This is a genomic window from Oceanicaulis sp. HTCC2633, from assembly GCF_000152745.1.
Classification (GTDB): Bacteria; Pseudomonadota; Alphaproteobacteria; order Caulobacterales; family Maricaulaceae; genus Oceanicaulis.
Map to the genome: position 1 here is coordinate 1,532,412 of NZ_CH672428.1, position 23,434 is coordinate 1,555,845.

At 65.1% G+C, this 23,434-nt stretch carries 25 protein-coding genes; 9 read left to right on the plus strand and 16 right to left on the minus strand.

Annotated features, from left to right (window positions below; genetic code table 11):
• Positions 1–4: 4 nt before the first annotated feature.
• The 7 genes from OA2633_RS16280 to ruvC all read right to left on the minus strand — a co-directional run bounded on the left by OA2633_RS16280 (position 5) and on the right by ruvC (position 4,722).
• A complete protein-coding gene (locus OA2633_RS16280; protein ID WP_009801869.1) occupies positions 5–832 on the minus strand; it encodes a hypothetical protein in 828 nt (275 codons plus the stop codon).
• An 11-nt stretch (positions 833–843) separates the two neighbouring features.
• Positions 844–1,275 (minus strand): ExbD/TolR family protein, encoded by a 432-nt coding sequence (locus OA2633_RS07295; RefSeq protein WP_009801870.1) that lies wholly within the window; start codon positions 1,273–1,275, stop codon positions 844–846.
• 3 nt (positions 1,276–1,278) lie between these two features.
• Positions 1,279–1,932, minus strand: a complete 654-nt coding sequence (locus OA2633_RS07300) for a MotA/TolQ/ExbB proton channel family protein (RefSeq protein ID WP_009801871.1) — start codon at positions 1,930–1,932, stop codon at positions 1,279–1,281.
• A gap of 168 nt (positions 1,933–2,100) precedes the next feature.
• Positions 2,101–2,544, minus strand: coding sequence for a tol-pal system-associated acyl-CoA thioesterase (ybgC, locus tag OA2633_RS07305; protein ID WP_009801872.1), 444 nt, complete (start codon positions 2,542–2,544; stop codon positions 2,101–2,103).
• Positions 2,544–3,581 (minus strand): Holliday junction branch migration DNA helicase RuvB, encoded by a 1,038-nt coding sequence (ruvB, locus tag OA2633_RS07310; RefSeq protein WP_009801873.1) that lies wholly within the window; start codon positions 3,579–3,581, stop codon positions 2,544–2,546. Before ruvB ends, ybgC begins: the two co-directional genes overlap by 1 nt.
• Positions 3,578–4,228 carry a Holliday junction branch migration protein RuvA gene (gene ruvA, locus OA2633_RS07315; protein ID WP_009801874.1) on the minus strand — a complete coding sequence of 217 codons (651 nt, stop codon included), beginning with the start codon at positions 4,226–4,228 and terminating at the stop codon, positions 3,578–3,580. Before ruvA ends, ruvB begins: the two co-directional genes overlap by 4 nt.
• Positions 4,225–4,722 carry a crossover junction endodeoxyribonuclease RuvC gene (gene ruvC, locus OA2633_RS07320; RefSeq protein WP_009801875.1) on the minus strand — a complete coding sequence of 166 codons (498 nt, stop codon included), beginning with the start codon at positions 4,720–4,722 and terminating at the stop codon, positions 4,225–4,227. Before ruvC ends, ruvA begins: the two co-directional genes overlap by 4 nt.
• 126 nt (positions 4,723–4,848) lie before the next feature.
• Here ruvC and OA2633_RS07325 point away from each other — a divergent pair, with 126 nt between their 5' ends.
• A complete protein-coding gene (locus OA2633_RS07325) occupies positions 4,849–5,469 on the plus strand; it encodes a hypothetical protein (protein WP_009801876.1) in 621 nt (206 codons plus the stop codon).
• A gap of 5 nt (positions 5,470–5,474) precedes the next feature.
• Complete coding sequence (locus tag OA2633_RS15315; protein WP_083783230.1) at positions 5,475–6,659, plus strand: cupin domain-containing protein; 1,185 nt, start codon at positions 5,475–5,477, stop codon at positions 6,657–6,659.
• 22 nt (positions 6,660–6,681) lie between these two features.
• Here OA2633_RS15315 and OA2633_RS07335 read toward each other — a convergent pair whose 3' ends face one another.
• The 6 genes from OA2633_RS07335 to OA2633_RS15320 form a co-directional block, all read right to left on the minus strand.
• Positions 6,682–6,939, minus strand: coding sequence for a YjhX family toxin (locus OA2633_RS07335; protein WP_009801878.1), 258 nt, complete (start codon positions 6,937–6,939; stop codon positions 6,682–6,684).
• Between the two features lie 196 nt (positions 6,940–7,135).
• Positions 7,136–9,124: a transketolase gene (gene tkt / locus OA2633_RS07340; protein ID WP_009801879.1), complete on the minus strand. Its 1,989-nt coding sequence runs from the start codon at positions 9,122–9,124 to the stop codon at positions 7,136–7,138.
• Positions 9,125–9,195: 71 nt separating this feature from the next.
• Positions 9,196–10,728, minus strand: coding sequence for a glucose-6-phosphate isomerase (gene pgi, locus OA2633_RS07345; protein ID WP_009801880.1), 1,533 nt, complete (start codon positions 10,726–10,728; stop codon positions 9,196–9,198).
• Positions 10,718–11,683 (minus strand): metalloregulator ArsR/SmtB family transcription factor, encoded by a 966-nt coding sequence (locus OA2633_RS07350; RefSeq protein ID WP_009801881.1) that lies wholly within the window; start codon positions 11,681–11,683, stop codon positions 10,718–10,720. Before OA2633_RS07350 ends, pgi begins: the two co-directional genes overlap by 11 nt.
• A 100-nt stretch (positions 11,684–11,783) precedes the next feature.
• Positions 11,784–13,028: an FAD-binding domain-containing protein gene (locus tag OA2633_RS07355; protein ID WP_009801882.1), complete on the minus strand. Its 1,245-nt coding sequence runs from the start codon at positions 13,026–13,028 to the stop codon at positions 11,784–11,786.
• Between the two features lie 27 nt (positions 13,029–13,055).
• Positions 13,056–13,853 (minus strand): aldo/keto reductase, encoded by a 798-nt coding sequence (locus OA2633_RS15320; protein WP_009801883.1) that lies wholly within the window; start codon positions 13,851–13,853, stop codon positions 13,056–13,058.
• 156 nt (positions 13,854–14,009) lie between these two features.
• On the opposite strand from OA2633_RS15320, the gene OA2633_RS07365 reads away from it, so the two are divergent.
• Positions 14,010–15,830: an autotransporter domain-containing esterase gene (locus OA2633_RS07365; protein WP_009801884.1), complete on the plus strand. Its 1,821-nt coding sequence runs from the start codon at positions 14,010–14,012 to the stop codon at positions 15,828–15,830.
• A gap of 38 nt (positions 15,831–15,868) precedes the next feature.
• Here the strand turns inward: OA2633_RS07365 and cmk are convergent, their stop codons facing one another.
• Positions 15,869–16,513: a (d)CMP kinase gene (cmk, locus tag OA2633_RS07370; RefSeq protein ID WP_009801885.1), complete on the minus strand. Its 645-nt coding sequence runs from the start codon at positions 16,511–16,513 to the stop codon at positions 15,869–15,871.
• Positions 16,513–17,283, minus strand: a complete 771-nt coding sequence (locus tag OA2633_RS07375) for a YebC/PmpR family DNA-binding transcriptional regulator (protein ID WP_009801886.1) — start codon at positions 17,281–17,283, stop codon at positions 16,513–16,515. Before OA2633_RS07375 ends, cmk begins: the two co-directional genes overlap by 1 nt.
• A gap of 191 nt (positions 17,284–17,474) precedes the next feature.
• On the opposite strand from OA2633_RS07375, the gene kdsB reads away from it, so the two are divergent.
• The 4 genes from kdsB (at position 17,475) to OA2633_RS15325 (ending at position 21,595) form a co-directional block, all read left to right on the plus strand.
• A complete protein-coding gene (gene kdsB, locus OA2633_RS07380) occupies positions 17,475–18,251 on the plus strand; it encodes a 3-deoxy-manno-octulosonate cytidylyltransferase (RefSeq protein ID WP_009801887.1) in 777 nt (258 codons plus the stop codon).
• Positions 18,251–18,895, plus strand: a complete 645-nt coding sequence (locus OA2633_RS07385; protein ID WP_009801888.1) for a histidine phosphatase family protein — start codon at positions 18,251–18,253, stop codon at positions 18,893–18,895. The genes kdsB and OA2633_RS07385 overlap by 1 nt, the downstream gene beginning before the upstream one ends.
• A complete protein-coding gene (locus OA2633_RS07390; protein WP_083783231.1) occupies positions 18,850–20,097 on the plus strand; it encodes an O-antigen ligase in 1,248 nt (415 codons plus the stop codon). Before OA2633_RS07385 ends, OA2633_RS07390 begins: the two co-directional genes overlap by 46 nt.
• A 91-nt stretch (positions 20,098–20,188) precedes the next feature.
• On the plus strand, positions 20,189–21,595 hold the full coding sequence (locus OA2633_RS15325; RefSeq protein ID WP_009801890.1) for an exopolysaccharide biosynthesis polyprenyl glycosylphosphotransferase: 1,407 nt from the start codon (positions 20,189–20,191) through the stop codon (positions 21,593–21,595).
• On the opposite strand, the gene OA2633_RS15330 is transcribed toward OA2633_RS15325, so the two are convergent.
• Positions 21,592–22,428, minus strand: a complete 837-nt coding sequence (locus tag OA2633_RS15330; RefSeq protein ID WP_009801891.1) for a class I SAM-dependent methyltransferase — start codon at positions 22,426–22,428, stop codon at positions 21,592–21,594. The genes OA2633_RS15325 and OA2633_RS15330 overlap by 4 nt on opposite strands.
• A gap of 99 nt (positions 22,429–22,527) precedes the next feature.
• Here OA2633_RS15330 and fsa point away from each other — a divergent pair, with 99 nt between their 5' ends.
• Both fsa and OA2633_RS07410 read left to right on the plus strand, forming a co-directional pair.
• Complete coding sequence (fsa, locus tag OA2633_RS07405; protein ID WP_009801892.1) at positions 22,528–23,178, plus strand: fructose-6-phosphate aldolase; 651 nt, start codon at positions 22,528–22,530, stop codon at positions 23,176–23,178.
• Positions 23,179–23,188: 10 nt separating this feature from the next.
• Entirely contained in the window at positions 23,189–23,386 is a 198-nt protein-coding gene (locus OA2633_RS07410; protein WP_009801893.1) for a hypothetical protein, read from the plus strand.
• Positions 23,387–23,434 lie beyond the last annotated feature (48 nt).

Here is a 23,434-nt window from a genome sequence, read left to right on the forward strand (position 1 = left end):
CAGATCAGCGATTACGTTGAGTGTCGACATTCACCCGAAGCACGCGCCACTGGGCGTAATGCTCGGGAGGCAGAGGATAGGGTTGGCATTCGATCGCGCCGCGCAAGGCCCGTTCACCCGCCACTCTCAGGAAGGAATTGGGCGAATTCATGATGCGCGCTTCGTCGATCAGACGCGGCGGAACCGACAGGCGGCCATTGCGCTCCAAGCGGATTTCCAGCGAGACGCGCAGATCCATATTGGCCGGCGCGTCCGCGTTCGAGCGGATGCAGCGGTTCATGTGGGACGCCGCCATGGCCTGCAGGCTCGCCGTCATGTCAGTGCCTGCTCCAACACGATTGCGTTGTTCGCCCGTCTCGGCCTGACCTTGCGGGGCGGCATTATCCCGCGAGCGGTCCACGAGCTGGGAGAGCGCATTGAGGTCCAGCGATTCCTGACGCGGTTCAGGCTCACGCGGGCGCGGGGTCGGAACGGGTTCCGGTTCCGGCTCGGGCTCAGGCTCCGGTTCGGGCGGCGTCGGCTCGGGTTCGGGCTCCGGCTCATCCTGCGGCGCAGGCGGAATGACTTCCGGCTGGGCTTCGGGCTGCACCGGTTCAGGCTCTGGCTCCGGAGCAGGCTGCGGGGCAGGCGTCTCGATCACCTCTTCAGGTTCGGGTTCCGGCTCCGGGCGCGCGACGCGAACATTTGTCTCCCGCGCCAGCGTCACCAGCTCAACGGGCACTACGGTCAGCTCTTCGGTCAAACGCCGCGTATGCGGAAACGCGATCAGCGCGCTCGCAATCAGCCCTGCATGGATGAACAGGGAGAGGATGAACCCCAGGGCCTGACGCATGGCCCGGCCCCCTATTCGCGGATCGGGTCGGTGACGAGGCCGATATTGGTGTAGCCAGAGGCCGACACCCGGGTCATCACCCGCATGACCTCGCCATAGGGCGCGCCGTCATCGGCGCGGATATAGATCCGCGCTTCGGAACCGGCGCCGGTAATGGCGGCGAGCCGCGGGGCGAGTTCGTCAAACTCCACCACCGTCTCCATCAGATAGAGCGTGCCATCCGACTGGATCGTCAGGGTCAGCGGCTCTTCGGATGTCGTCATGGCGCGCGCCTCAGTGTCGGGCAGATCAACCTCCACCCCCACCGTCAACAGCGGCGCGGACACCATGAACACGATGAGCAGCACCAGCATCACGTCCACAAAGGGTGTGACGTTGATCTCAGCCTTGGGCTTGAAGCGGCGACGCCCATTGCCGCCGCCGGTGTCGAGACCGCCAGCCATGGACTAGTTCCCCCGGCTCGCAAGCGCCGCCAGATCATCCACCAGGCCTTCGAGGCGGGCGGCGTACTTGGCGAGATTGGACGACAGGGCATTGAAGAAGATCACGGCCGGGATGGCGGCCAGAAGGCCCAGCGCGGTGGCGAACAGGGCTTCGGAAATGCCCGGCGCCACGACGGCCAGGGAGGTGTTCTCTGAGGCGGCGATGGAGCGGAAGGCGTTCATGATGCCCCAGACCGTGCCGAACAGACCGATGAAGGGGGCGGACGAACCGATGATGGACAGAACGCCAAGGCCGGCTTCCATCTTGTTCAGCTCGCGATTGGCTTCGGCGCCGCCGCTCTTGGCGACGGCATAGCCGTCCCAGTCGCGCATGGCGGCGGCGAGCACGCGGCCGAAGGGCTCCTTGGCGGGTTTGGCGTATTTGGTCACCAGCTGATCAAGCGAGCCGCCGGACCAGAAATCGTTCTCGAAGCGCGAGGCGCCCGCATGGGCCTTGTTCAGCTGCATCCATTTCTCGATGGCGATGGCCCAGGACCAGATGGACATCAACGCCAGGATCGCCATCACCGCCTTTACGACAATGTCGGCGCGCATGAACAAATGCATGATGGTCAGTTCAGTGGCCGGACCCGTCAGCTCAACTGCAACGCTTTCCATGGAAACTCCGCTAGACCCTCACGCATCCGCGCCCGGCGGATGCGTCATTATGAAACGCCCTCGGGCAGCAGGTGTAACCGCACGCACGCGCCACGCCAAGCCGAACTCGGCCAGACAGGCGCATCGATATGAGAAAACACCGCGATTGGGGCGAATTGAGGGAGAATTCTAGTCGGTTACGTAGCGTTGCACCTGATCGAGCATGGTCTTGGGCAAGCGCCGGGGCCGTCCTTCAATGTCGATGCAGGCCGCTTCCACATCAGCGGTCACCAGCACTTCGGCGGCGCAGATGACCCGCTGGCGGATGACCAGCCTTGCCCCCTTGGCGGCCACGAAACGCGTCTCGATGGTCAGGGCGTCATCGATTCGCGCGGGCTTGAGATAGTCGAGATTGATCTTGCGCACGGCGAAGCCCAGCGGCGGATCCAGTTTCAGAATCTCGGCGTGGGACACGCCCGCACAGCGCAGCGCATCGGTGCGGCCGCGCTCGAGGAATTTGAGATAATTGGCGTAATAGACGACGCCTGTGAAATCGGTGTCCTCGTAATAGACCCGGACAGAGAGCTGGTGCGTCTTGTCATCGAGCCAGACGCCGGCATGGGGTTCGGCCATTACGCGCCCTCCCCGAACAGATCGTCAGACAAATGCCGCGGCATCGTGAAGCCCAGATGCTCATAGGCCCGCTTGGCGGCCACACGCCCGCGCGGCGTGCGCATGATGAAGCCCTGCTGGATCAGGAAGGGCTCGACCACATCCTCAAGCGCATCGCGCGCTTCGGCGCAGGCCGCCGCCAGCGTCTCGACGCCCGCCGGTCCGCCGCCAAAACCCTCGATCAGAACCCGAAGATAGCGTCGGTCGAGGCTATCGAGTCCCACCGCATCCACCTCAAGCCGTCTCAGCGCCGCATCTGCGGCCTTGGCGTTGATCACCGGCACGCCGTCTTCCTCGGCGAAGTCGCGCACCCGGCGAAGCAAGCGCCCGGCGACGCGCGGCGTGCCGCGGGCGCGCTTGGCGATCTCGGTCGCGCCATCCTCGCTCATGGGCGCGCCCAGCTTGTTGGCGGCGCGGGCGACAATGCCCGAGAGCTCTTCGGTGGAATAAAACTCAAGCCTTACCGGCACGCCGAAGCGATCCCGCAGCGGCGTCGCCAGAAGGCCCGCCCGCGTCGTCGCGCCCACGAGCGTGAAGGGCGGCAAGTCGATGCGCACGGTGCGCGCGCTCGGCCCTTCGCCGATCACTAGATCAAGGCAGAAATCCTCCATCGCGGGATAGAGGATCTCCTCGACCGCTGGCAGCAGCCGGTGGATCTCGTCAATGAACAGGACGTCGCGTTCTTCAAGATTGGTCAGGATCGCCGCGAGATCGCCCGCCTTGGCGATGACCGGGCCCGAGGTGGCGCGGAAGTTCACGCCCAATTCCTTGGCCACGATCTGGGCGAGTGTGGTCTTGCCAAGGCCAGGCGGGCCGGACAGGAGGACGTGATCGAGCGCCTCGCCGCGTCGCGCGGCGGCCTGGGTGAACACCTTGAGATTGGCGATGGCGGCGGGTTGGCCGACAAACTCGTCAAACGAGAGCGGGCGCAAGGCCTTGTCCCGGCCATCGCCGGGATTGGCTTCAGCAGAAATGATGCGGTCTTCGGCGTCGCTCACCGCGCCAGCTCCTTGAGGGCTGATTTGATCACGAGCCCTTCGGTCGCATCCTCACCGAGCTGACGCAAGGCTTCGGCGGCGGCCTTGCGCGCATCGCTCTCGCTGTAGCCCAGATTGACCAGCGCCGAGACGGCGGATTCACGCATGACATTGTCTTTCGGCGCCGGGGCGGCGGTAGGCGTCTCGGCGCCCGCCGGGGCCAGAGCCGCCGCCAGCTCCGCAACGCCCGCGCCCAGCGAGCGCCCGAGCGGCGGGGCCTTGTCCTTCAATTCGGTGGCGATGCGTTGGGCGAGCTTCTTGCCCACGCCCTTGGCGCGTTCAAACGGCAGAGGATCGCCCAGAATGGCGGAGCTTTCGATCTCGCCGACTTCAATGGCGTCGAGCATGGCGAGCGCATGTTTCGCGCCGACGCCCTGAACCGATTGCAGGCGGACGAACCAGGCGCGCTCGGAATCACTCAGGAATCCAAAGAGCTTGAACTGGTCCTCGCGCACATGGGTCTCGATATGCAGCGCAACCGGCTTTCCCGGTTCGAGCCGCCCCAGCGTGCGCGACCCAGCGCTCACCAGATAGCCGACGCCATTGACGTCGATGACCGCTTCTTCCTCGCCCACACAATCGACGACGCCCTTGAGCTTTCCGATCACGACGCCATTCCTTTCACGCTATTCCTGTGATGCGCATGACAGACCGCGACAGCCAGCGCGTCCGCGGCGTCCGCATCCGCTTTTGATCCGGGCAGCAGGATGGCGATCATCGCCGCCACCTGCGCCTTCTCCGCCGAGCCGGTGCCCACGACCGCCTTTTTCACGAGCTTGGGGGCGTATTCACCCACAACCAGTCCCGCGCGCGCCGGCGCCAGCATAGCCGCAGCGCGGGCCTGGCCCAGCTTGAGCGCGCTGACGGCGCTGGCGTGCACGAACTGGTCTTCCACCGCCGCTTCATGGGGCTGATGCGCGATCACAAGCTCTTCAATGGCGTTGTAGATGACCGTCAGACGCTCGGCCATGGGCGCTTTGGAGGGCGCCTTGATGACGCCATAACTGACCAGGGACAGGCGCGAACCGGTCTGGTCGATCACCCCCCAACCCGTGGCGTTCAGGCCCGGGTCGATGCCCAATATGCGAATCGCGCTGCTCATCACGCGCCAGCATAGAGCACTCGGAACAAAACGCGACCAAACTCTGCACGCCCACCCGTTCAGACCGCATTCAGCTTCTCTCAATCCATAATTGGTGTAAGGTCATTGTCTTTGGGGGAGACGGACATGAGCAAGAAGCGCACGCTCTCACGGCGGTCCTTCCTGACCCAGGTCGCCGGCGGCGCCACGGCGATCGGGGCAGCTGGACTGACAGGCTGCACGACGACCGGCGCAGGCTATACGGGCCTGACCGATCAGGATCAGGGACCCTATGCGGACGCCATCGGTTATGGTCGCGGGGGCGCGTATGGCGGCGGGCGAAACTGCACCGATGCGGATCAGGGCCCTTATGCCGATCCCGCCAATCAGGGCCGGAGCTGCCAGGGTCAGTCTGGCTATACCGATAACGACCAAGGGCCTTACGCAGACCCGCCCGGCCAGGGTCGCGGGAGCGGCTATCAGAACAGCTACACGGATAATGACCAGGGTCCTTATGCGGACCCGCCCGGAAAGGGCCGCGGAAGCGGATACCAGAACGGCGTCACCGATAACGATCAGGGCCCTTACGCCGATCCGCCGGGTCAGGGCCGCGGCGGCTACCAGGGCGGCTATACAGACAATGATCAGGGGCCGTATGCGGACCCGCCCGGCCAGGGGCGAGGCGGCTATCAGGGCGGCGGACGGCAATGCACCGATGCGGACTCCGGTCCTTATGCTGATCCGTCAGGTCAGGGACGCCGCTGCTAGACAACATGAGCTCCGAACCTGCTTCAATGTCCGGCGCGCTTGTCGACCTCATCGCGCCGCATGAGACGACCGCATTTTTCGAAACCGTCTTTGAGCAGACCCATCTGCATGCCCCGGGGACTGACCGGAACCGCTTCGCCTCTCTGATCAGTCTTGATGCGATTGACCGCATCCTCGCCGAGGACCTGTTGCGTGAGGGCGATCTGTCCATGGCGCGCGCCGAGCCGCGCCTGCCCGATCGCGCCTGGCTGCGCGAGGACGGTCTGGTGGATCGCGGCGAGGTCGCGAGGCTCTATCAGCAGGGCGCGACCTTGATCCTGCCCCAGCTGCAGGCGCGACACCGCCCCCTGGCCGATCTCTGCCGTCAGCTGGAAGCGGAGTTCTCCTGCCCGGTCCAGACCAATATCTATCTCACCCCGCCGAACGCGCAGGGCTTTCAGACCCATTACGACAATCACGATGTGCTGGTGCTGCAGGTCGAGGGATCCAAGCGCTGGCGGCTCTATGACGCTCCTGTGGGCGTACCCTATCGCGGCGAACGCTTCACGCCGGGCCGCTTCGCCCAGACCGAACCGCGCGCAGAGCTGGTGCTGAACCCCGGCGATGTCCTCTACGTGCCGCGCGGGCTGATGCATGACGCAGTCAATGAGGGCTCTGACGAAGCCTCGCTGCACATCACCACGGGCCTTCTGGCCAAGACCTGGGCGGACTTTCTGCTGGAAGCCGTATCCGAAGCCGCCCTGCGCACGCCGCAACTTCGCCGCGCTCTCCCGCCGGGCTATGCCCGCGGCGCGGTCAGCCCGGGTGTCTTCGCCAAGACCTTCGCCGAAGCACTGGAGGCGGTGGGCCAGAACGCGGATATCGGGGCCGTGCTGGGCCTGTTCACCGATGCCGCCCTCACCTCGCGTCCCGCCGATACGCGCGGCGCGCTGACCTTGGGCCCCATCACCGCGGACACGAGACTGAAGCGCCGGGCGCTGATTGCACTCGATCTCGTGGATGACGGGGATCATGTGGCGCTGGTGGCGCCGGGCGGCGCGCTGAGCTTTGACGCCGCCGCGGAAGCGGGCCTCGAGCGGCTGCTTAAGGGCGATGCAATAAGCCTGGCGGACTTCAGCGCCCTGGATGACGCCAAGGCGCGTGACGTGATGGAACGCCTGATCGCCTATGGCGCAGCGGAGCGGGCCTGAGCCCGCCCCGCCTCAAGCACCGCTAGCGATTGTCCGGCTGGGCGCGCACCAGTTCCAGCCCCCGCCGCGTAATGCGATAGGGACCGCCCTGTGAGGACGCCACCGCGCGCTTGGACTTGAGCTTGCGGAACAGGCGCGGGGTGACGCCGGGCATGGCCCAGCCTTCACGCGTGATCAGCTCCACATCAAGGATGCGGCCGGATGAGGTTTTGACGGCCTGCAAACGGCCGCCCTTGGCCAGCGCGTGCAATACGCGCTGTTCGTCTTTTGAAATATCCATGGGTCTGTCGGTCCCGAGGGTCCGCAGCCGGGCTGCAGACACAAGAAATCGGCGCTCACTGGTCACAGCGAGCGGGCTCTTTGAGGCCGCCTCACCCCGCAAATTGCGAGGAGAGGCCCTACCGGGTCTCGGACAGAGTGTTACTCATAAGCGACCCGGATAGCACAAAAGCCCCGGGCCGCCTATGGTCAAAGGGTCACACCCGGGCGAGCGCCTGCTCGACCACGGCGTCGGCGGTGATGCCGAAATGCTCGAAAAGGGCTTCCGCCGGCGCCGAGGCGCCGAAGCCCTCCATCCCGACAAAGCCGCCCTCAAGACCAATCAGACCATCCCAGCCCCAGCGAATGGCCGCCTCGACCGCCACAACCGGCAGGTCCGGGTTCACGACTGATTTGCGATAGGCTGCATCCTGCTTGAGGAAGGTTTCAAGCGACGGCGCGGAGACGACGCGGGCGTTCACGCCCCTGGCCTTGAGCTTGTCCTGCGCTTCCAGCGCCAGGCCCAGCTCGGTGCCGGTGCCGATGAGGGTGATCTGCGCCTCGCCTTCGGCTTCGCGGATCACATAGGCACCCTTGGCTGAGAGGTTCTCAGAGCCATCATCCTGACGCGCATGCGGCGCTTTCTGTCGCGACAGCACCAGAACGGTCGGACCGTCCGTCCGCTCGAGCGCGCATTTCCAGGCTTCCGCCGCCTCGACCGCATCGCCGGGACGGTAGACCGCCACATTCGGCATGGAGCGCAGGGCGATGAGATGCTCGACCGGCTGGTGAGTCGGACCGTCTTCGCCCAGGCCGATGGAATCGTGGGTGAAGACATAGATCACCGGCTGATTCATCAGCGCAGAGAGACGGATCGCGCCGCGGCAATAATCGGAGAACACCAGGAAGGTGCCCGAGTACGGACGCAGGCCGCCATGCAGCGCCAGGCCGTTCATGGCGGCCGCCATGCCGAATTCACGCACGCCATAATGGACGTAGGAACCGGAGAAATCGTCCGGCGTGATCGAGGCCATGCCCGGCGCGCGGGTATTGTTGGACCCGGTCAGGTCCGCCGAACCGCCAATGAGGCCCGGGAAGGCTTCCCAGAAGGCTTCAATCGCCTTGCCAGACGAGGCGCGGGTCGCGAGCGCCGGCTTGTCGGCGAGGGTTTTCTTGATGTGGGCGTCAAGCGCGTCGAGCGCGGCTTTCGGCGGCTGGCCGGAGATCTGCGCTTTGAACGCCTCGGCCTTGTCAGACGCCGCGAGACGGGCTTCCCAGGCCTCGCGGGTCTGGCCGCCGAGCTCGGCGGCGAAGCGCCAGCCCTCATAGATATCATCGGGGATCACGAAGGGCTCATGGCTCCAGCCGAGCGCTTCGCGCGCGCCCTTGATCTCCTCGGCGCCCAGCGGCGCGCCATGGCTGCCGGCCGTGCCGGCTTTCGTCGGCGCGCCGAAGCCGATGGTGGTCTTGCAGGCGATCAGCACCGGCTTGTCAGACATCTTGGCGTCGTTGAGCGCCTTGTCGACGGCGGCGGCGTCATGGCCGTCCACTTCCATCGTGGTCCAGCCCGCGCTCTCAAAACGCTGGCGATGATTTACCGTGTCAGACAGCGCCGTGTCGCCATCGATCTGGATCGAGTTGTCGTCCCACAGCACCACCAGCTTGTTGAGCTTGAGATGGCCGGCGATGGAGATGGCTTCCTGGCTGACGCCTTCCTGAAGGTCGCCATCCGACGCGATCACCCAGGTGCGGTGGTCCACCAGATCATCGCCGTAATGGGCGTTCATGATCCGCTCGCCCAGCGCCATGCCGACCGCGGTCGAGAGCCCCTGACCCAGCGGACCGGTGGTGGTCTCGATGCCCGGCGCATGGCCGAACTCGGGGTGGCCAGCAGTTTTTGAGCCCAGCTGACGGAAGTTCTTGAGCTCGTCCAGGCTCAGCGCGTCAACGCCGATCAGGTGCAGGATCGAGTAGAGCAGCATGGAGCCATGGCCCGCAGACAGCACGAAGCGGTCGCGATCTGCCCACTCAGTGTCCTTGGGATCAAACTTGATATGACGCGTCCACAGGACAGTCGCGGCGTCCGCCATGCCCATGGGCATGCCGGGGTGACCGGAATTGGCGGCCTCGACCGCGTCCATGGACAGGGCGCGGACAGCATTGGCGAGGGGCTGGATCCGGGCCGGATCAAGAGCGGGCTGGGTCATGTCGCAAGCCTTTTAAGAGCGCGGGTGCGAGGGGGCGTATCCGGAATGTGTTTACACAGCCCTGATGAAGATCAATCAAGGCCCAATCTGTGCGTCAGTTCGCGTGCAGGCGCATCAAACCCGGCCATGTCGCCGGAAAGGATGGAGCGGGCAAGGCTTTTGCCCAGCTCGACGCCCCATTGGTCAAACGGGTTGAGGCCATAGAACAGCGCTTCGACGAACACCTTATGCTCATGCAGCGCCAGGAGCGCGCCCAGCGTCTCAGGGCTCAGCGTCTCCATCACGAAGGTGGCGCTGGCCCGGCCGCCGACAATACGGGTGTGCGCGGCAAGCTCGCCCTCGCCTGTGCGGCCATGGGTCAGGGCCGCGCCCTGAGCGGCGAGATTGGCGTTGAGCGCGCGCACGCGCTCATCCTCGCGACCATGATCGGCGATGGCGATGAAATCGACGGGGGCTTCATCCAGCCCCTGATGCAGCCATTGGAAGACCGAGTGCTGCAGATCCGACCCGCGCCCGCCCCAGACCAGCGGACCGCAATGGCTTTCGCCCAGAGGACCGCCCTCGTTGTTCACCGACTTGCCGAGGCTCTCCATTTCCAGCTGCTGCAGATAGCTCGCCAGCCGCTCGAGCCGGGAAGAATAGGCCGCCACGCAGCGCGACGGCAGGCCGCGCCCCGCGCGGTTGAAGACATCGACCAGGGCCTTGGCGACCGGCATGTTGCGCGCAAGCGGCGTGGTCGTGACATGCTCGTCCATCGCCCGCGCGCCCGCGAGCAGGCGGTCAAACACATCCGCGCCCAGCCCGGCTTCCAAGGCCAGCCCGGCGGCGGACCAGAGCGAATAGCGCCCGCCCACCCCGTCGGGGAAGGGGAAGATGCGCGCATCCTCAAGACCAAATTCACGCGCCTTGTCCGGGCAAGCGGTGGCGGCGGCGAAGCGCGGCGCGACGCCCGCCTCACCCAGTCGCTCGACGATCCAGCGGCGCGCGGCGCGCGCATTCATCAGCGTTTCCTGGGTCGTGAAGGATTTGGAGATCACCAGGATCAGGGTGGTCTCGGCGTCAGCGCCTTCCAGCGCGTCATCAAGATCAGCCGGGTCGAGATTGGAGACGAACCGGGTCTCGATCCCCTCGCGGCGATAGGCCTTGAGCGCGTCATAGACAAAGCGCGGGCCCAGATCAGACCCGCCAATGCCGATATTGACGATCCGCCGGACCGGATGACCGTTAAGCACACCCGGACGCCCGACAAGGTCCGCAAAGGCGCGGGTTTTCTTGCGCGTCTCGACCAGCGCAGCGCCAGCCAGCGCATCGCCCAACAGAGCCGGATTTCGACACGCGGGATGCAGCGCCGGGCGTTGCTCGGTCCCATTGACGATCTCGCCCGCAAACAGCTGCGCGATCTTCTCGCTGACCTTCAAACGCTCAGCTTGGTCCAGCAGAACGCGCCAGCCGGACAGATCGATTTTCTGCCGGCGCAGGTCGAGATACAGCCCCGCCGCTTCAAACTGCAGGGCGTCATCGCGCACATCGTCGTCAAGAAGGTCCGCCATCTGGACGTCCGATTGCGTCCGCGCGATCGCCTTCACCCCCGTTTCAGGCGTCATCCCCATCCCCCTCGACCGGGCGTTCCGCCGCCCAGATCAGAACCGTAAGCCCGCCTTCAATGCCCTCTGGTTGAAGTGTGCGCAACGATTTCAGGGTGAGTCCGCTGGTTTGCAGCCAGGCGGTGACCTGAGCCGGCGGGAAGCCGAGCCAGCGATGGTGGTGCTCCAGGCGCAGGCTTTCATGATGATGCTCGGCGAAATCGACCACCAGCAACAGGCCGCCCGGCGCCAGAACGCGCGCGCATTCGGACAGCGCCGCTTGCGGGTCCGGCAAATAGTGCAGGACCTGATGCAGCGTGACGAGATCGGCGGCGCCGGCGTCCAGCGGCAGGGCGGACGCATCCGCCTGACGAACGAAGCGCGAGGACAGGCCCGCCTCGGTCAGCTTGGCGCGCGCCACATGGAGCATTTCACGGCTGAGGTCGACGCCCATGCCTTCGTCAGCCTGATCGATGAACAATTCCAGCATGCGGCCCGTACCCGTGCCCACATCCACATGCTGCTTGAAGGGGCGCCCCTGGGCCAGCTCGACCATGGCTTCTTCCACCGCAGCCTCGGAAAAGTGCAGCGAGCGAATGGTCGACCATTCCTGGGCGGCGGCCTCGAAATACTTGGCCGCCTCTTCGGCGCGCAGACGCTTGAGCTCCTGCAGGCGCTGCCGATCGCGATGCACCTGGGGCTCATTGGCTTCCGTGAATTCCTCGACAAGCGCCGCGAGACGACTGACGGGTCCGGTGCGCATCAGGCGATAGAACACCCAGCCGCCTTCCGGAAAGCGCTCGCACAGGCCTGCATCGGCCAGGAGTTTGAGGTGACGGGAAATCCGCGGCTGGCTCTGCCCCAGCACCTGCATGATTTCACTGACCGTCAGCTCGCCCTGGGCCAAGAGCGACACGATCCGCAGGCGCGTCGGCTCCGCCAGAGCCTTGAGCTTCGCCAACAGATCAGATTGCATCGTGTCTCCCGCCCGGCGCCCGTCGCGCCTGATACCTATCCCCCACCGATTAGCGGGAGAATGGGAAAAAGTCATCTTTCCCGCGCGGCTTGACGTGATTTCAGTTCAGGCCGAGCCGTGTGAAGACGTCTGGTATGGCGGTTTTGAATTTAAAGAAACCCTTCGTGGCGAACGGGTGAAACGCCTGGTCCCAGTCTCGAGTCAGGCTGACGACGCGCAGACCTGAGGCCTCAATCCTTTCCTGCGCCTTCAGGCGTTCATCCCGGACGCCCCCCTGGCAGGGCCGTTGAGTGATCAGCTGACGCACATTGGACGACCGCGCCGCCTCGATCTGATCGGCGACCGAGTCGGCCGCCACGGCCTTGACCCCGAAGCGTCCGGCCGCCCGCTGCGCCCCGTCCTCGAGCGCCGCCTTGCTGAAACGCCGCGCAACTGCGCCAAGCCCGGCCTCGCCGCGCGAAGCGGGCGAAGAGGGGTAGATGACGCATCGGATATCCACATCCTCAACGCCCCAGCTTTCCGCATGCAGATCCTCGTCATGCAGCCACAGGGCGGAAGGCAGGGAGGGGTCGGGTCGCTCTCCGGGCAGGATCGCGCCCGGGCTCGGAATCGGATGGACGGACGGCAAGGCGGGCGCCTCGGGGGCCAGAGAGGCCGGATCGGGCGCAAACCTGCCCTTGGTGTATTTTTCAATATTGGAGGCGCGGGCGAGATAGGTCTTGCCCACCGTCTGCAATCCCCCAACCCAGCGCCAGCTCAGCGTATTGGAGGCTGCATCACCATCGATCAGATGACGCAGGAAATGGTCCGCGCCCAGCACCCAGGGCAGGTCCAGCGTGAAGATCCAGATCGAGGCGAACCACATCCGCGCATGATTGTGCAGATAGCCGGTCTGCATCAGCTCGGTCGCCCACGCATCAAAGCCCTCAAGCCCCGTTCGTCCCTCGATCGCCGCTTCATAGCGCTGGGCCAAGGCCTGGTCCTCGGACACGGCCGTGAAGGCTTGCTCACGCTCAGCCTTGTAGTCGGCCCAGACTGCGGAACGCAGCTCCAGCCATCCCTTCCAGTAGGTGCGCCAGCAGACTTCCTGAATGAACTTTTCGGCGGCCTGAAGGCCATGGGCGGACAAGGCCGCTTGCGCCAGCTCCGCTTCCTGAACGAGCCTGTGGCGCACATGGGCGCTGAGACAGGAAATGTTCGAGCGATCCTGCGGGCCCAAGTCGAAATTGCGCTCGCTGGCATAGGCCCGCCCCATGGCGGGGGTGAACGCCTTGAGACGGCTCAGCCCCGCCTTGCGGTCGGGGGCTGGCGGGAGGGCTGCGGGAAACAGGTCAGGCTGGCTCATCGGGGCGGAACTAGGCCGCGGAACAGGTCAGGAAAGCGCGCCTGATGAAAGATTGTCGAGCAAGTGAGCCCGACGGGTCGTCGTGAACAGGGCGGAAACCACCCCCGGGCTCGCCAAGGCGGCCTGCAAGCCGACGGGCGGGGACACCCGGCCTCTTCCGGAAGCTCCGCCGCGCAGGCGCTTGGCGAGCGGATACAGATCGGCCGGCGTTCTGGGCGGACGCAGCGCCGGCGGCGCATCCCCCGCGGTTTCAATGGCGATGATCCGAACGCCCAGATCCGAGGCGCGTTGAAGCGTAGCGCGCTCACGGGCGTCAAGAAAGGGGTGAACCGGCGCCATCAGAACATCGAACCACCCCGCATCCAGCGCCCAGTCCAGCGCCTCGCCGCGGCCCGTGGCGCCCAGCCAGCGATAGGCGCCCGCGCGCTTGAGGGCCTGAAGTCTCGCCAGCAGATCCGAATGCAGCTCTTGAGGCGCAGCTCCGTGAAGGATCAACAGGTCCACGCCCTCCCGTCCCAGACGACCAAGGGAGGCGCACAGACTGTCTTCCACACCCTCCGGGGAGAGATCGCGACGACGCCCCCAGAGCCCATGACTGGACAGCCCGACCTTGGTGGAGATGGCGAGCGTCTCGCCGTCAAAGGCCCTCAAGGCGCGCCCCAGCCGATGTTCGCACTCGCCCGCCCCATAGGACGGCGCCGTATCGAAATAGCGGATGCCGCGGTCAAAAGCCTCTGCAACCAGGGCCTGTGTCCGGGCGCGTGAGACAAGGCGCGTGCCATGAGCGCCTGACACGCCGAATCCGAGGGAGGAAAGCTCAACCATTCCCTTACGCTAAGCCCGTTTCACGCGGTTCGCTACGCTTCGCTGCCGCATCAGGGCCCGGCAGCAATACTTGACAAGAACACAGTTAAGGCCAGCTAATCATGTTGCGCGAAAAATAAAAATGCGCACCCGAAATGCGCTCTGGGGAGGAGCTAAATGTTTAAACAAATCATGGGGGCCTCTGTGGCCACCCTGTGCTTCGCGACTGCACCATCGCTGGCGCAGAACTGGGATTTCACCGCCGGCAAGTCTTACGTGTTCGGCGACAGCCTGTCAGACACCGGCAATGTATTCCTCGCCGCCGGCGCGGGCGCTCCGCCTGTCTATTTCAATGGGCGGTTCTCGAATGGCCCCGTCTGGCATGAATATCTGACAGGAGACACGCTGGCCCTCTCGCCCTTTCTGACCGGCATCATTGGCGACGCCTCGAACGGCATCAACTTCGCCCATGGCGGGGCCCGCACCTATGGCTTCGCCAGCAGCCCGGGCGGCCCGATCCTGCCCGGTTCCATAGAACAGGCCCAGTTCTACGCCGCAGGCGTGGCCAATGGCAGCATCGCCGCGCCGACGAGCTCGGACATCTTCTCGATCTGGATCGGGGGCAACAACTTCCTGTCCGCGCTCAGCGGAGCGCCGCTCGACATCAATCAGGGCGTCGCCGACATCCAGCAGACCCTGACCACCCTCGCGAGCGCCGGGGCCCGACGCTTCGTACTCTTCGGCGTGCCGCCCATCGGAACCTCCGTTGAAGCGCCTGCGCCGTTCGATGCGCAATTCGACCAGGCCGCCGCCCAGTTCAATCTGGGACTGCGCAGCGTGGACGCCGCCATCAGCGCACAGTTCGGCGCCGATGTGCTCTACATCAATGTGGAGGATCTGCTGCTTGACCTGTACGCCGACCCCGCCGCCTACGGGTTCAGCGAAGTTCGGACCGATTGCGTCAGCCAGGGATTGCTTCTGGACGCCTGCCCGGCCGACTGGAGCGATTATGACGGCATCCATCCCACGACCCAGTCCCACGCCGTTCTGGCCGCCTTTGTGGTGGCGAGCGGGATGAACGACGATTATGCCGGCCAGAGCGCCGGCGGGTTGTCCGAGCACGCCTATCAGGTCAGCCGGCATCTGATCGTGGATGCGATGGATGAGGCCGGACGCGCCCGCCAACAGACCGGTCCCTATCTGACCGGCGGCTGGCTGGACGGCTCGGTGGATGCAGAGGCCGGACGCGCCGGCGTCGACTATGACGGGTGGTCCGTGTCGGGCGGCTTCAACGCCAATCTGGACAAGGGCTTCTTTGCAGGCGGACGCGTCAGCTTCGCAGACACGACCAGCAGTGTGGATTCCGCGCTCGCAGCGTCCGGCGAGGCTGAAACCTTCGCCATCGCCGTTCATGGCGGCTGGTCCACCGGCGCCTTCTATGTGCTCGGCGGCGCCGGTCTGGGCCGCACCGACATGGACACGATGCGCGCCACGGGATTCGCGCCCCGCAACTCCGTCACGGGCTCCTGGGTCATTGACCACAGCTTCACCGCCCTCGAGGCCGGATTCGACTTCACGCCGGCAGAAAGCTTCATCCTGACCCCCTATCTGCGGGGCGTCTTCACCGATTACGAGCTGGGCACGAATATCGAGCAGGGCGTCCTGCTTGCGGGTCGCTATCAGGAGACCGATTTCAGCAGCACCCTGTATGAAGCCGGGCTCCGCGCTGAATGGCAGGTCAGCAACGCCGGCCAGCTGACAGCCGGCCTCGCCTATGAAAGCGAGGACGACGCCGAGCGAACACTTGGCGTGCTGCTCAACGACGTGGACCTGTCCACCGCACAGGCGGGTGGAAATGAGGATGGCGTGCTGCGCGCTCAGCTGGGGTATGTGGCGGAAATCCGCGACCGGTTGAGCATCGCCCTGACCGCAGCGGGCCGGACCGGAGACGGAACGGAAAGTCTTCAGGCTCGCCTGCAGGTTCGACTGGGCTTCTAGACGCGAGGTTGAGCCCGGCCGTCCTCAAGTCGCCGGGCTCAACCCAGCTTTTCCTCCACCAGACGAATGGCTTCGCGGACAGCCTCGTCCACCGACATCTCGGAGGTGTCGAGTTCGATGGCGTCATCCGCCTTGAGCATGGGGGCATAGGCCCGGCTGGCGTCCCGCGCATCGCGCTGGCGCAATTGACCCAGCACCTGCTCGAAGCTGATATCCTCACCCCGATTGACGAGCTCGGCCCGACGTCGCCAGGCGCGGGATTCCTCATCCGCGGTGACGAACAGTTTCACATCCGCATCGGGGCAGATCACCGTACCGATATCGCGGCCATCCAGCACGGCTCCGCCAGGCTGATTGGCGAATATGCGCTGCACATCCAGAAGCGCAGCGCGCACCCGCGGATGGGCCGAAACGACGCTGGCGGCGACGCCGGCGCCCGCCGTGCGGATCTTGCCCTCATCAATGGCGTTCACATCCAGCGTGCGTGCAACCTCTTCCGCCGCATCGGCGTCTTCCGGCGGCAGGCCCTTCTCGATCATGGCGACGGCCACGGCGCGATAGAGCGCGCCGGTGTCGAGATGCGGCACGCCGAACCGCGCCCCCAGCGCGCGCGCAATGGTCCCCTTGCCAGAGGCAAGGGGACCATCCACGGCGATGATGACAGAGCGCGGTGAGCCGACCATCAGTCGAGCGCAGCCATGTCTTCGTCGGAGATGTCGAAATTGGCGAAGACGGTGCTCACATCATCGAGGTCTTCGAGCGCTTCCATGAGCTTCATCACGGTCGCCACCTTGTCGCCGGTCACCTCGATCAGGTTCTGCGGCTTCCAGATGATGTTGGCGGATTTGGCTTCGCCGAACTTCTCCTGCAGGGCGGAGCTGACTTCGGCGAGGTCTTCACGCGCGCAGTAGATGACGTGTTCCGGCGCAGGCTCGCCATCGTCATCCACGAGGTCTTCCTGCACCACGTCTTCTGCGCCCGCCTCGATGGCGGCTTCGAAGATGGCTTCTTCATCGGCGACCGAGGCCGGGAAGCGGATCTCGCCCAGCTGGTCGAACATGAAGCTGACCGAGCCGGTCTCGCCCATGTTACCGCCATTCTTGGAGAAGGCGGCGCGAATGTCGCTGGCGGCGCGGTTCTTGTTGTCGGTGGAGGCTTCCACGATCAGGCCGATGCCCGCCGGGCCGAAACCCTCATAGCGGATCTCGAAGTATTCTTCGGCGTCGCCGCCCGCCGCCTTGTTGATGGCGCGTTCGATATTGTCCTTGGGCATGGACTGACCCTTGGCGTTCTGAACGGCAAGGCGCAGACGCGGGTTCATGTCCGGATCCGGGCCGCCCATTTTCACGGCGACCATGATTTCCTTGGACAAACGCGAGAACAGTTTGGCGCGAGCCTTATCCTGGCGACCTTTGCGGTGCTGGATATTGGCCCATTTTGAGTGGCCGGCCATGGTCGAAACCTCCGGGTGGGCGAATGGCGCGACGGCTTTTGCTAAGCCGCATGAATTCTTGGAGCGGGCCTTCTACCCTATTGAGGGCGCTTCGGCCAAGACCTTGAGCGCTCAGCGCCTGCACTGGTCTTCAGCGGCGGGGCATGGCATTGAACCGGGGTATCCGCTTTGATGTTCCCTAAAGGCGCCCCATGACCGTTATCGCCGTTATTCCCGCCCGTTACGGCTCCACGCGTTTTCCCGGCAAACCCCTTCACGAAATTGCTGGCGTGCCCATGGTCGAACGCGTGCGCCGTCTGGCCGCAGCCGCGCCCTCCATCGACCGCGTGATCGTCGCAACCGATGACGCACGCATCCTGGCGGCGGTTGAAGGCTTTGGCGGCGAAGCCGTGATGACGCCGGAAAGTTGTCGCAACGGCACGGAACGCGCCTTTGAAGCGGTCAAGGACTTCGCCAAACCAGACGATGTGATCGTCAATCTGCAGGGTGATGCGCCCCTGACGCCGCCCTGGGTGGTGGACGCCGCCGCCGCCGCCATGAAGGCGGACCCGGCGTTGAAACTGGCGACGCCCGCCGTGGCGCTGAGCGAGGATGCGCTGGACAAGCTGAGCGAGGCCAAGCGGCGCGGAGAAGTGGGCGGCACCACCGTCGTTTTCGACAAGGCCATGAACGCGCTGTACTTTTCAAAGGCCATCATCCCGTTCAAGCGCGAGAATACGGGCCTGCCGATCTACAAGCATATCGGACTTTACGCCTATCGCTTCGACACCCTGTCCGAGCTGGTCAAACTGGACCCCAGCCCGCTGGAGCTGACCGAAAGCCTTGAGCAATTGCGCGCGCTTGAAAACGGCATTCCGATCCGGGTCGTGCTGACCGAGTATCGCGGCCGCACGCCCTATTCGGTGGACTCCCCGCGCGACGCCGAAGTCGCCGCCGACATCATCGCCCGTGAAGGAGAGATCCTGTAATGCTTCTGATACTGGCCCGTCATGGCAACACCTTCGGCCCTGAAGACACTCCGGTCTGGGTCGGGGCGAACGAGGATCTGCCGCTGGTCGAAAAAGGCCTCGAGCAATCGCGCGCCATGGGCGAAGCCTTGCGGTCGCTCAACCAGCTGCCTGATCGCATCCTGGCCGGCCCTCTCAAGCGCACGCGTCATGGCGCCCGCCTGGTCGGGGAGGTTTGCGGTTTCACGGGCGAGGTGGAGATTGATGAGCGCCTCAAGGAGATCGATTACGGGGTCTGGGGCGGCAAGACCGACGCCGAGATCACCGAGAGCTGGGGCGAAAGCGCGATCGCGGACTGGCGCGACCGGTCCATTCCGCCAACCGGGGCCGGCTGGAGCCCCACGGTCGAGACCCTGAAGTCCAATGCCCGGAGCGTGCTCGACTCCGTCTCCCGGGACCGCAGCGAGGACACGGTTGTATTCATCCTCACCTCCAATGGCGTTTTGCGTTATTTTCATGAGCTTCTGGCTGGCCAGGACGCGCCGACAGAAGACGCCAAGGTGAAAACCGGCCATATGGTCGCCGTGCGCATCACTGCCGACAGTCGCGAGCTGCTGGGATGGAATCTCTCTCCGGACGCCTTCGTCGAGGCTCTGCGTTCGTGAACTGGAGCTGGCGTCTCTCGTCCGTCACCCTGGCGACCCTCCTGACGCTGAGCGCCCTCTTCATCGCGGCAGGCGGACTGGGACTGGCGACCTCGATCGGCCTGGCCGGTCTGATCTTCACGCCTGTGGTTTTCGTCTCCGGCTGGCGCGCCTTCAAAAGCGCGCCCACCCTGGTGTTTCTGGGCGTCCTGAGCATCGGGTGGATCTGCCTGTCCCATCTCTGGTCGCCTTATGACAAGCCCGATCAGGTCTACAAGCTGGCGTTGCTGACCCCATTGTTCGTGCTCGCGGCCTATATGGCCTGTCGCCTGACCGAAGAAGAGGCGGACCGCCAGCGCCGCGTCCTTGTCGCCGGCGCCTTGCTCGTTGGCGGTTACTTTCTGGTCGAAGCCCTGAGCGGCGGACTGATTGGCGGCTGGATCGAACTGAATCTCGAAGAATCCACGTATCCGGCTGAAGCTGTGCGCAATGCGAAGGTGACCCTGTCACGTGGCGCGACCGCCTTCATGATGCTGGCCGGCCCCGTGGCTCTGGCGTTGTGGCGACGCCCCGACGCCGCTCAGCGCGGCCTGGCGATGGCGCTGATGGTGATGGCGGGCTTCGCCTCGGCGAGCTTTGATGTGGAAGCCAACATCCTGGCCCTTCTCTTCGGCCTGATCGTTGCCGGCGCCACATTGTGGAGCGGGCCCGTGGCGCCGCAACTGATGGTGCTGGGCGCCGGCGTCTGGGTGCTGGGAGCGCCCCTTTTCATGGGACTTGGCCTGGCCCTGCTGCCCGATCCCGTCGAAGACTCCCTCCCGCTGTCCTGGGCCTGGCGCCTGGAAATCTGGCAAGCCGTTCTCGAGCAGATTCGTCAGGCCCCCCTGATCGGGCATGGTCTGGACAGCATGCGGGCCATGAGCGATCCGACCCCGTATCGCGACATCACCATCGATCGGTTGCCTCTGCATGCCCACAATGCCGGGCTCCACATCTGGATGGATGCCGGCGCGGTCGGCGCGATCCTGTGCGCAGCCACGCTGTTTGCGCTGGTGGGCGCCCTCGGACGGGCCCGATTGACCCGCGACCAGCTGGCGGGCCTCGCCTATGTGGGCGGAATCTGGCTGGTCAGCGTCATGCTGGGGTATGGCGTCTATCAGGAATGGCATCACGCCGCCCTGGCGCTGGGCGTGTTCTCGGCGTTCCTGAACAGGACAGACTGACCGCGCAGCGACGCCCGTCCCACGGCGCCATTCTTGCTCGTATGCTCCCAACCGCCTTCAAGAGCGGATTGCGCGTATCGAGGAGAACACCATGTCGTCCCGGATTGAGGCACAGGCGCCGTCTTTCGCCGCCGCGCGAACCGCACGCAAGATCAATCCGCTTCAGGTGTTCGTCCTGTCTGACATGAGCGCGATCAGCCTGTCCGGCATCCTGCTTCAGGGGCTGCACGCCCTGACGGCTCACCCTCAGGCCTCGGGGGAACTCGCCGTCTTCTTCGTCTCGGGCGTGCTTCTGATGGGCTGGTTCAATGCGCAGGGGCATTACCGCACCCGCCAGCCGGTAATGGGCGCGGCCGGCGCCGTGCTCAAGGCCTGCGCCCTTGCCTGCATCGCTCAGATCGCTGGCCTCGCCGCTTACGGCGCGCTCGACCAGGCCTGGCCTTTGGCGGTCAGCTGGATGTCTGTCCTCTGTCTTGTCCTGGCCTTGCGGGTCGGGGTGCGCGCGCTGTTCACGGCCACGGGCGGCTGGCTGGAACCGGTCACGGTCCTGGCGCCTCAGGCGCTGACCCTGTCTCCGGACAGCGTTCTGTCACATCATCAGGGGCATGGGTTGCGCGCTGAGCGCAGCCTGGGCCTGGAGCCGTTCGGGCAGCTGAGCGAAGCCGCGCTGCATGAACAGGTCGAAGCCCTGTCGCGCCGCCCGGTCTTCCTGGCTCCCGACGCAGACACCCAGGCGATCGCCGCACGACTGGCGCGCCTTCTGACCGCACACGGCGCCCGTTTCTATTATCGTCCGGCCATGGGAGTCCTTTCTAACGAGGCGCTCGACACCGTCGCCTTCCCGCCCGAAGACGGCCTGATCCTGTCCCTGCACGATTCGCTGGACCGCCCCTTCGCCCAAGCGCTCAAACGCGGCTTTGACATTGCAGCCTCGCTGGGCGCCCTGATCTTCCTGAGCCCGCTCCTGGCTTGCCTCCTCTTCGCCATCCGTCGGGATGGCGGCCCGGCCTTCTTCAGCCAGAAACGATTGGGTGCGCAGGGCAAGGTCTTTGGCTGCCTGAAATTCCGCACCATGGTGGTGGACGCCGAGGCGAAGCTGGAAGCGATCCTGGCGAGCGACCCCGAACGTGAGGCGCAATGGCGCGCCTATCAGAAGCTGGATGATGATCCGCGCATCACGGCGGTCGGCAAGTTCCTGCGCATGAGCAGCCTGGATGAGCTGCCGCAACTGATCAATGTGCTCAAGGGCGATATGAGCCTTGTGGGACCGCGGCCCATGACGCTGGACCAGCAGGAGCCCTATGGCGAGGCGCTTCTGGAGTATCAGCGGGTGCGGCCGGGGCTGACCGGGCTGTGGCAGGTCAATGGCCGCAACGAGACCACTTTCGACGAGCGCGCCCGGCTGGACCGGTATTACGTGCACAACTGGTCGCTCTGGCGCGACGCCGTCATCCTCGTGCGCACCGTGCGGGAAGTCCTGTTCAGTTCGGGACGCTAGAGCGCCGGCTTCTCAACAATGATGCGGTCCTGAAACTCGCCTCTCCGGACCGTATCCGACCAGTGCCCCGCCTCGACCGGCGCGGCCATCCTGAGCCCCGCCTCCCTGAGCCAGCGCTCAAAGACGGCGCGCTCATAGCCGATCGCGCGTTCAGGCTCCCTGGGGTCGGCCACCCATGCGCCTTCGCGATAGGGGGAAAGGGGCAGAACGGCGTCCGTCAGGACCATGCCCGGCTCGATCAGAAACCCTGTCAGGCACAAGCGCCCGCCCGGTTTGAGCACGCGGCCCGCTTCGCGCAGATAGGCCGCAGCATCCTCGGGCAGCAAATGGCTGAACAGGGAGATGGCTAGCGCCGCATCAATGCTCTCCGCCTCGGCGGGAAATTGATAGCCGACCGCCTTCAAGCCCGCACCGCCATACTCGCGGCTCTGCACGTCGGCGCGGACGAAGTTGAAGCGCGCCTCGCCCCGGGTATGCCGGCGGGCGAAACCCAGCGCCCGCTCGGACAGGTCAAATCCGGTATAGACGCCATTGACGTCCAGATAGGTGGCCAGCGGAAACGCCAGACGTCCCGCGCCGCATCCCATATCCAGAACATGCGCGTCCGGCTTCAGGTTCGTGGAGATCCGGAACCAGTCAAAATACTGTTGTCCGATGAGATGGAAATCCCCGCCGCCGACATTGTGCCAGATCCGCCAGGGCCGGGGCGCGCCCGGGGATTTCAGACGAGCGGGCAGGTCCTTGACGTCGCTGGCCAGGTTCCAGACGCCGTTCACCACAGGACGGGGCAGGACCCTGTGCGCCCAGGATTTGAAGGCGGTCGCCGGGCGCATGCAGTCTTCCTCATTCCCAAAGCGGTTTTATGGTGCTGTTATGATTGAGGAGTAAGTCGTGTTCAAGATGAACACGCCGCACGCGAACCGGAGGCCCCCATGCAGATCTTTCTCGACACCGCCGAAATCAGCGAGATTGAAGCACGCGCCGCCCGGATTGACGGCGTGACCACCAACCCTTCCCTGATCGCCAAATCCGGCGCCGGCGTGATGGAGCGCATCAAGGAGATCACCAAGGCGGTCTCTGGCCCGGTCAGCGCGGAAGTGGTCGCCACCGATCGCGACGGCATGCTCGAGGAAGGCCGCAAGCTGCGCGCGATCGCCGACAATGTGGTGGTCAAGCTGCCTCTGACCGCAGCCGGGCTCGACGCTTGCCGCATCTTCCACGAGGAGGGCATCGCCACGAATGTCACCTTGTGCTTTTCGCTCAATCAGGCGCTGATGGCGGCCAAGGCGGGCGCCACCTACATCTCGCCTTTCGTGGGCCGAATCGATGACGCCGGCGGGGACGGGGTCAACCTGCTTGAGGATATTCGCGCCGTCTATGACCAGTACGGTTTCGAGACCTCGATCCTCGCCGCTTCTCTGCGCAGCCTGCATCATGTGGAAGGCGCGGCGCTGGCGGGCAGCGACGCCGCCACCCTGCCCGTGAAGATCTTCGATCAGCTGATCTCTCATCCCCAGACCGATCTGGGGCTGGACGCCTTCTTGGCGGACTGGAAGGCCACAGGCCGCGACGGACTCGTCTAGGTCCGGGACCGTGCTCCTGCATCTGTCGGCGGCCCTTGAGCGGATCGAGGCGCTCAATGCCTATGTGCATGGGCAGCAGCTGCGCCAGTTCCAGCATGACATCCTGACGACGGGCGCCTTTCATCTGGTTTCGCCCTTCACGGGAGACCGGCTGGAATGCGTCGAATCCCGGCTGATCGCCTTCATCAACGATCCCTATCATTTCTAGCTTCCGCTCTACGCCTATCGCTTCGAAGACCGGTCTGACATCTGGGTG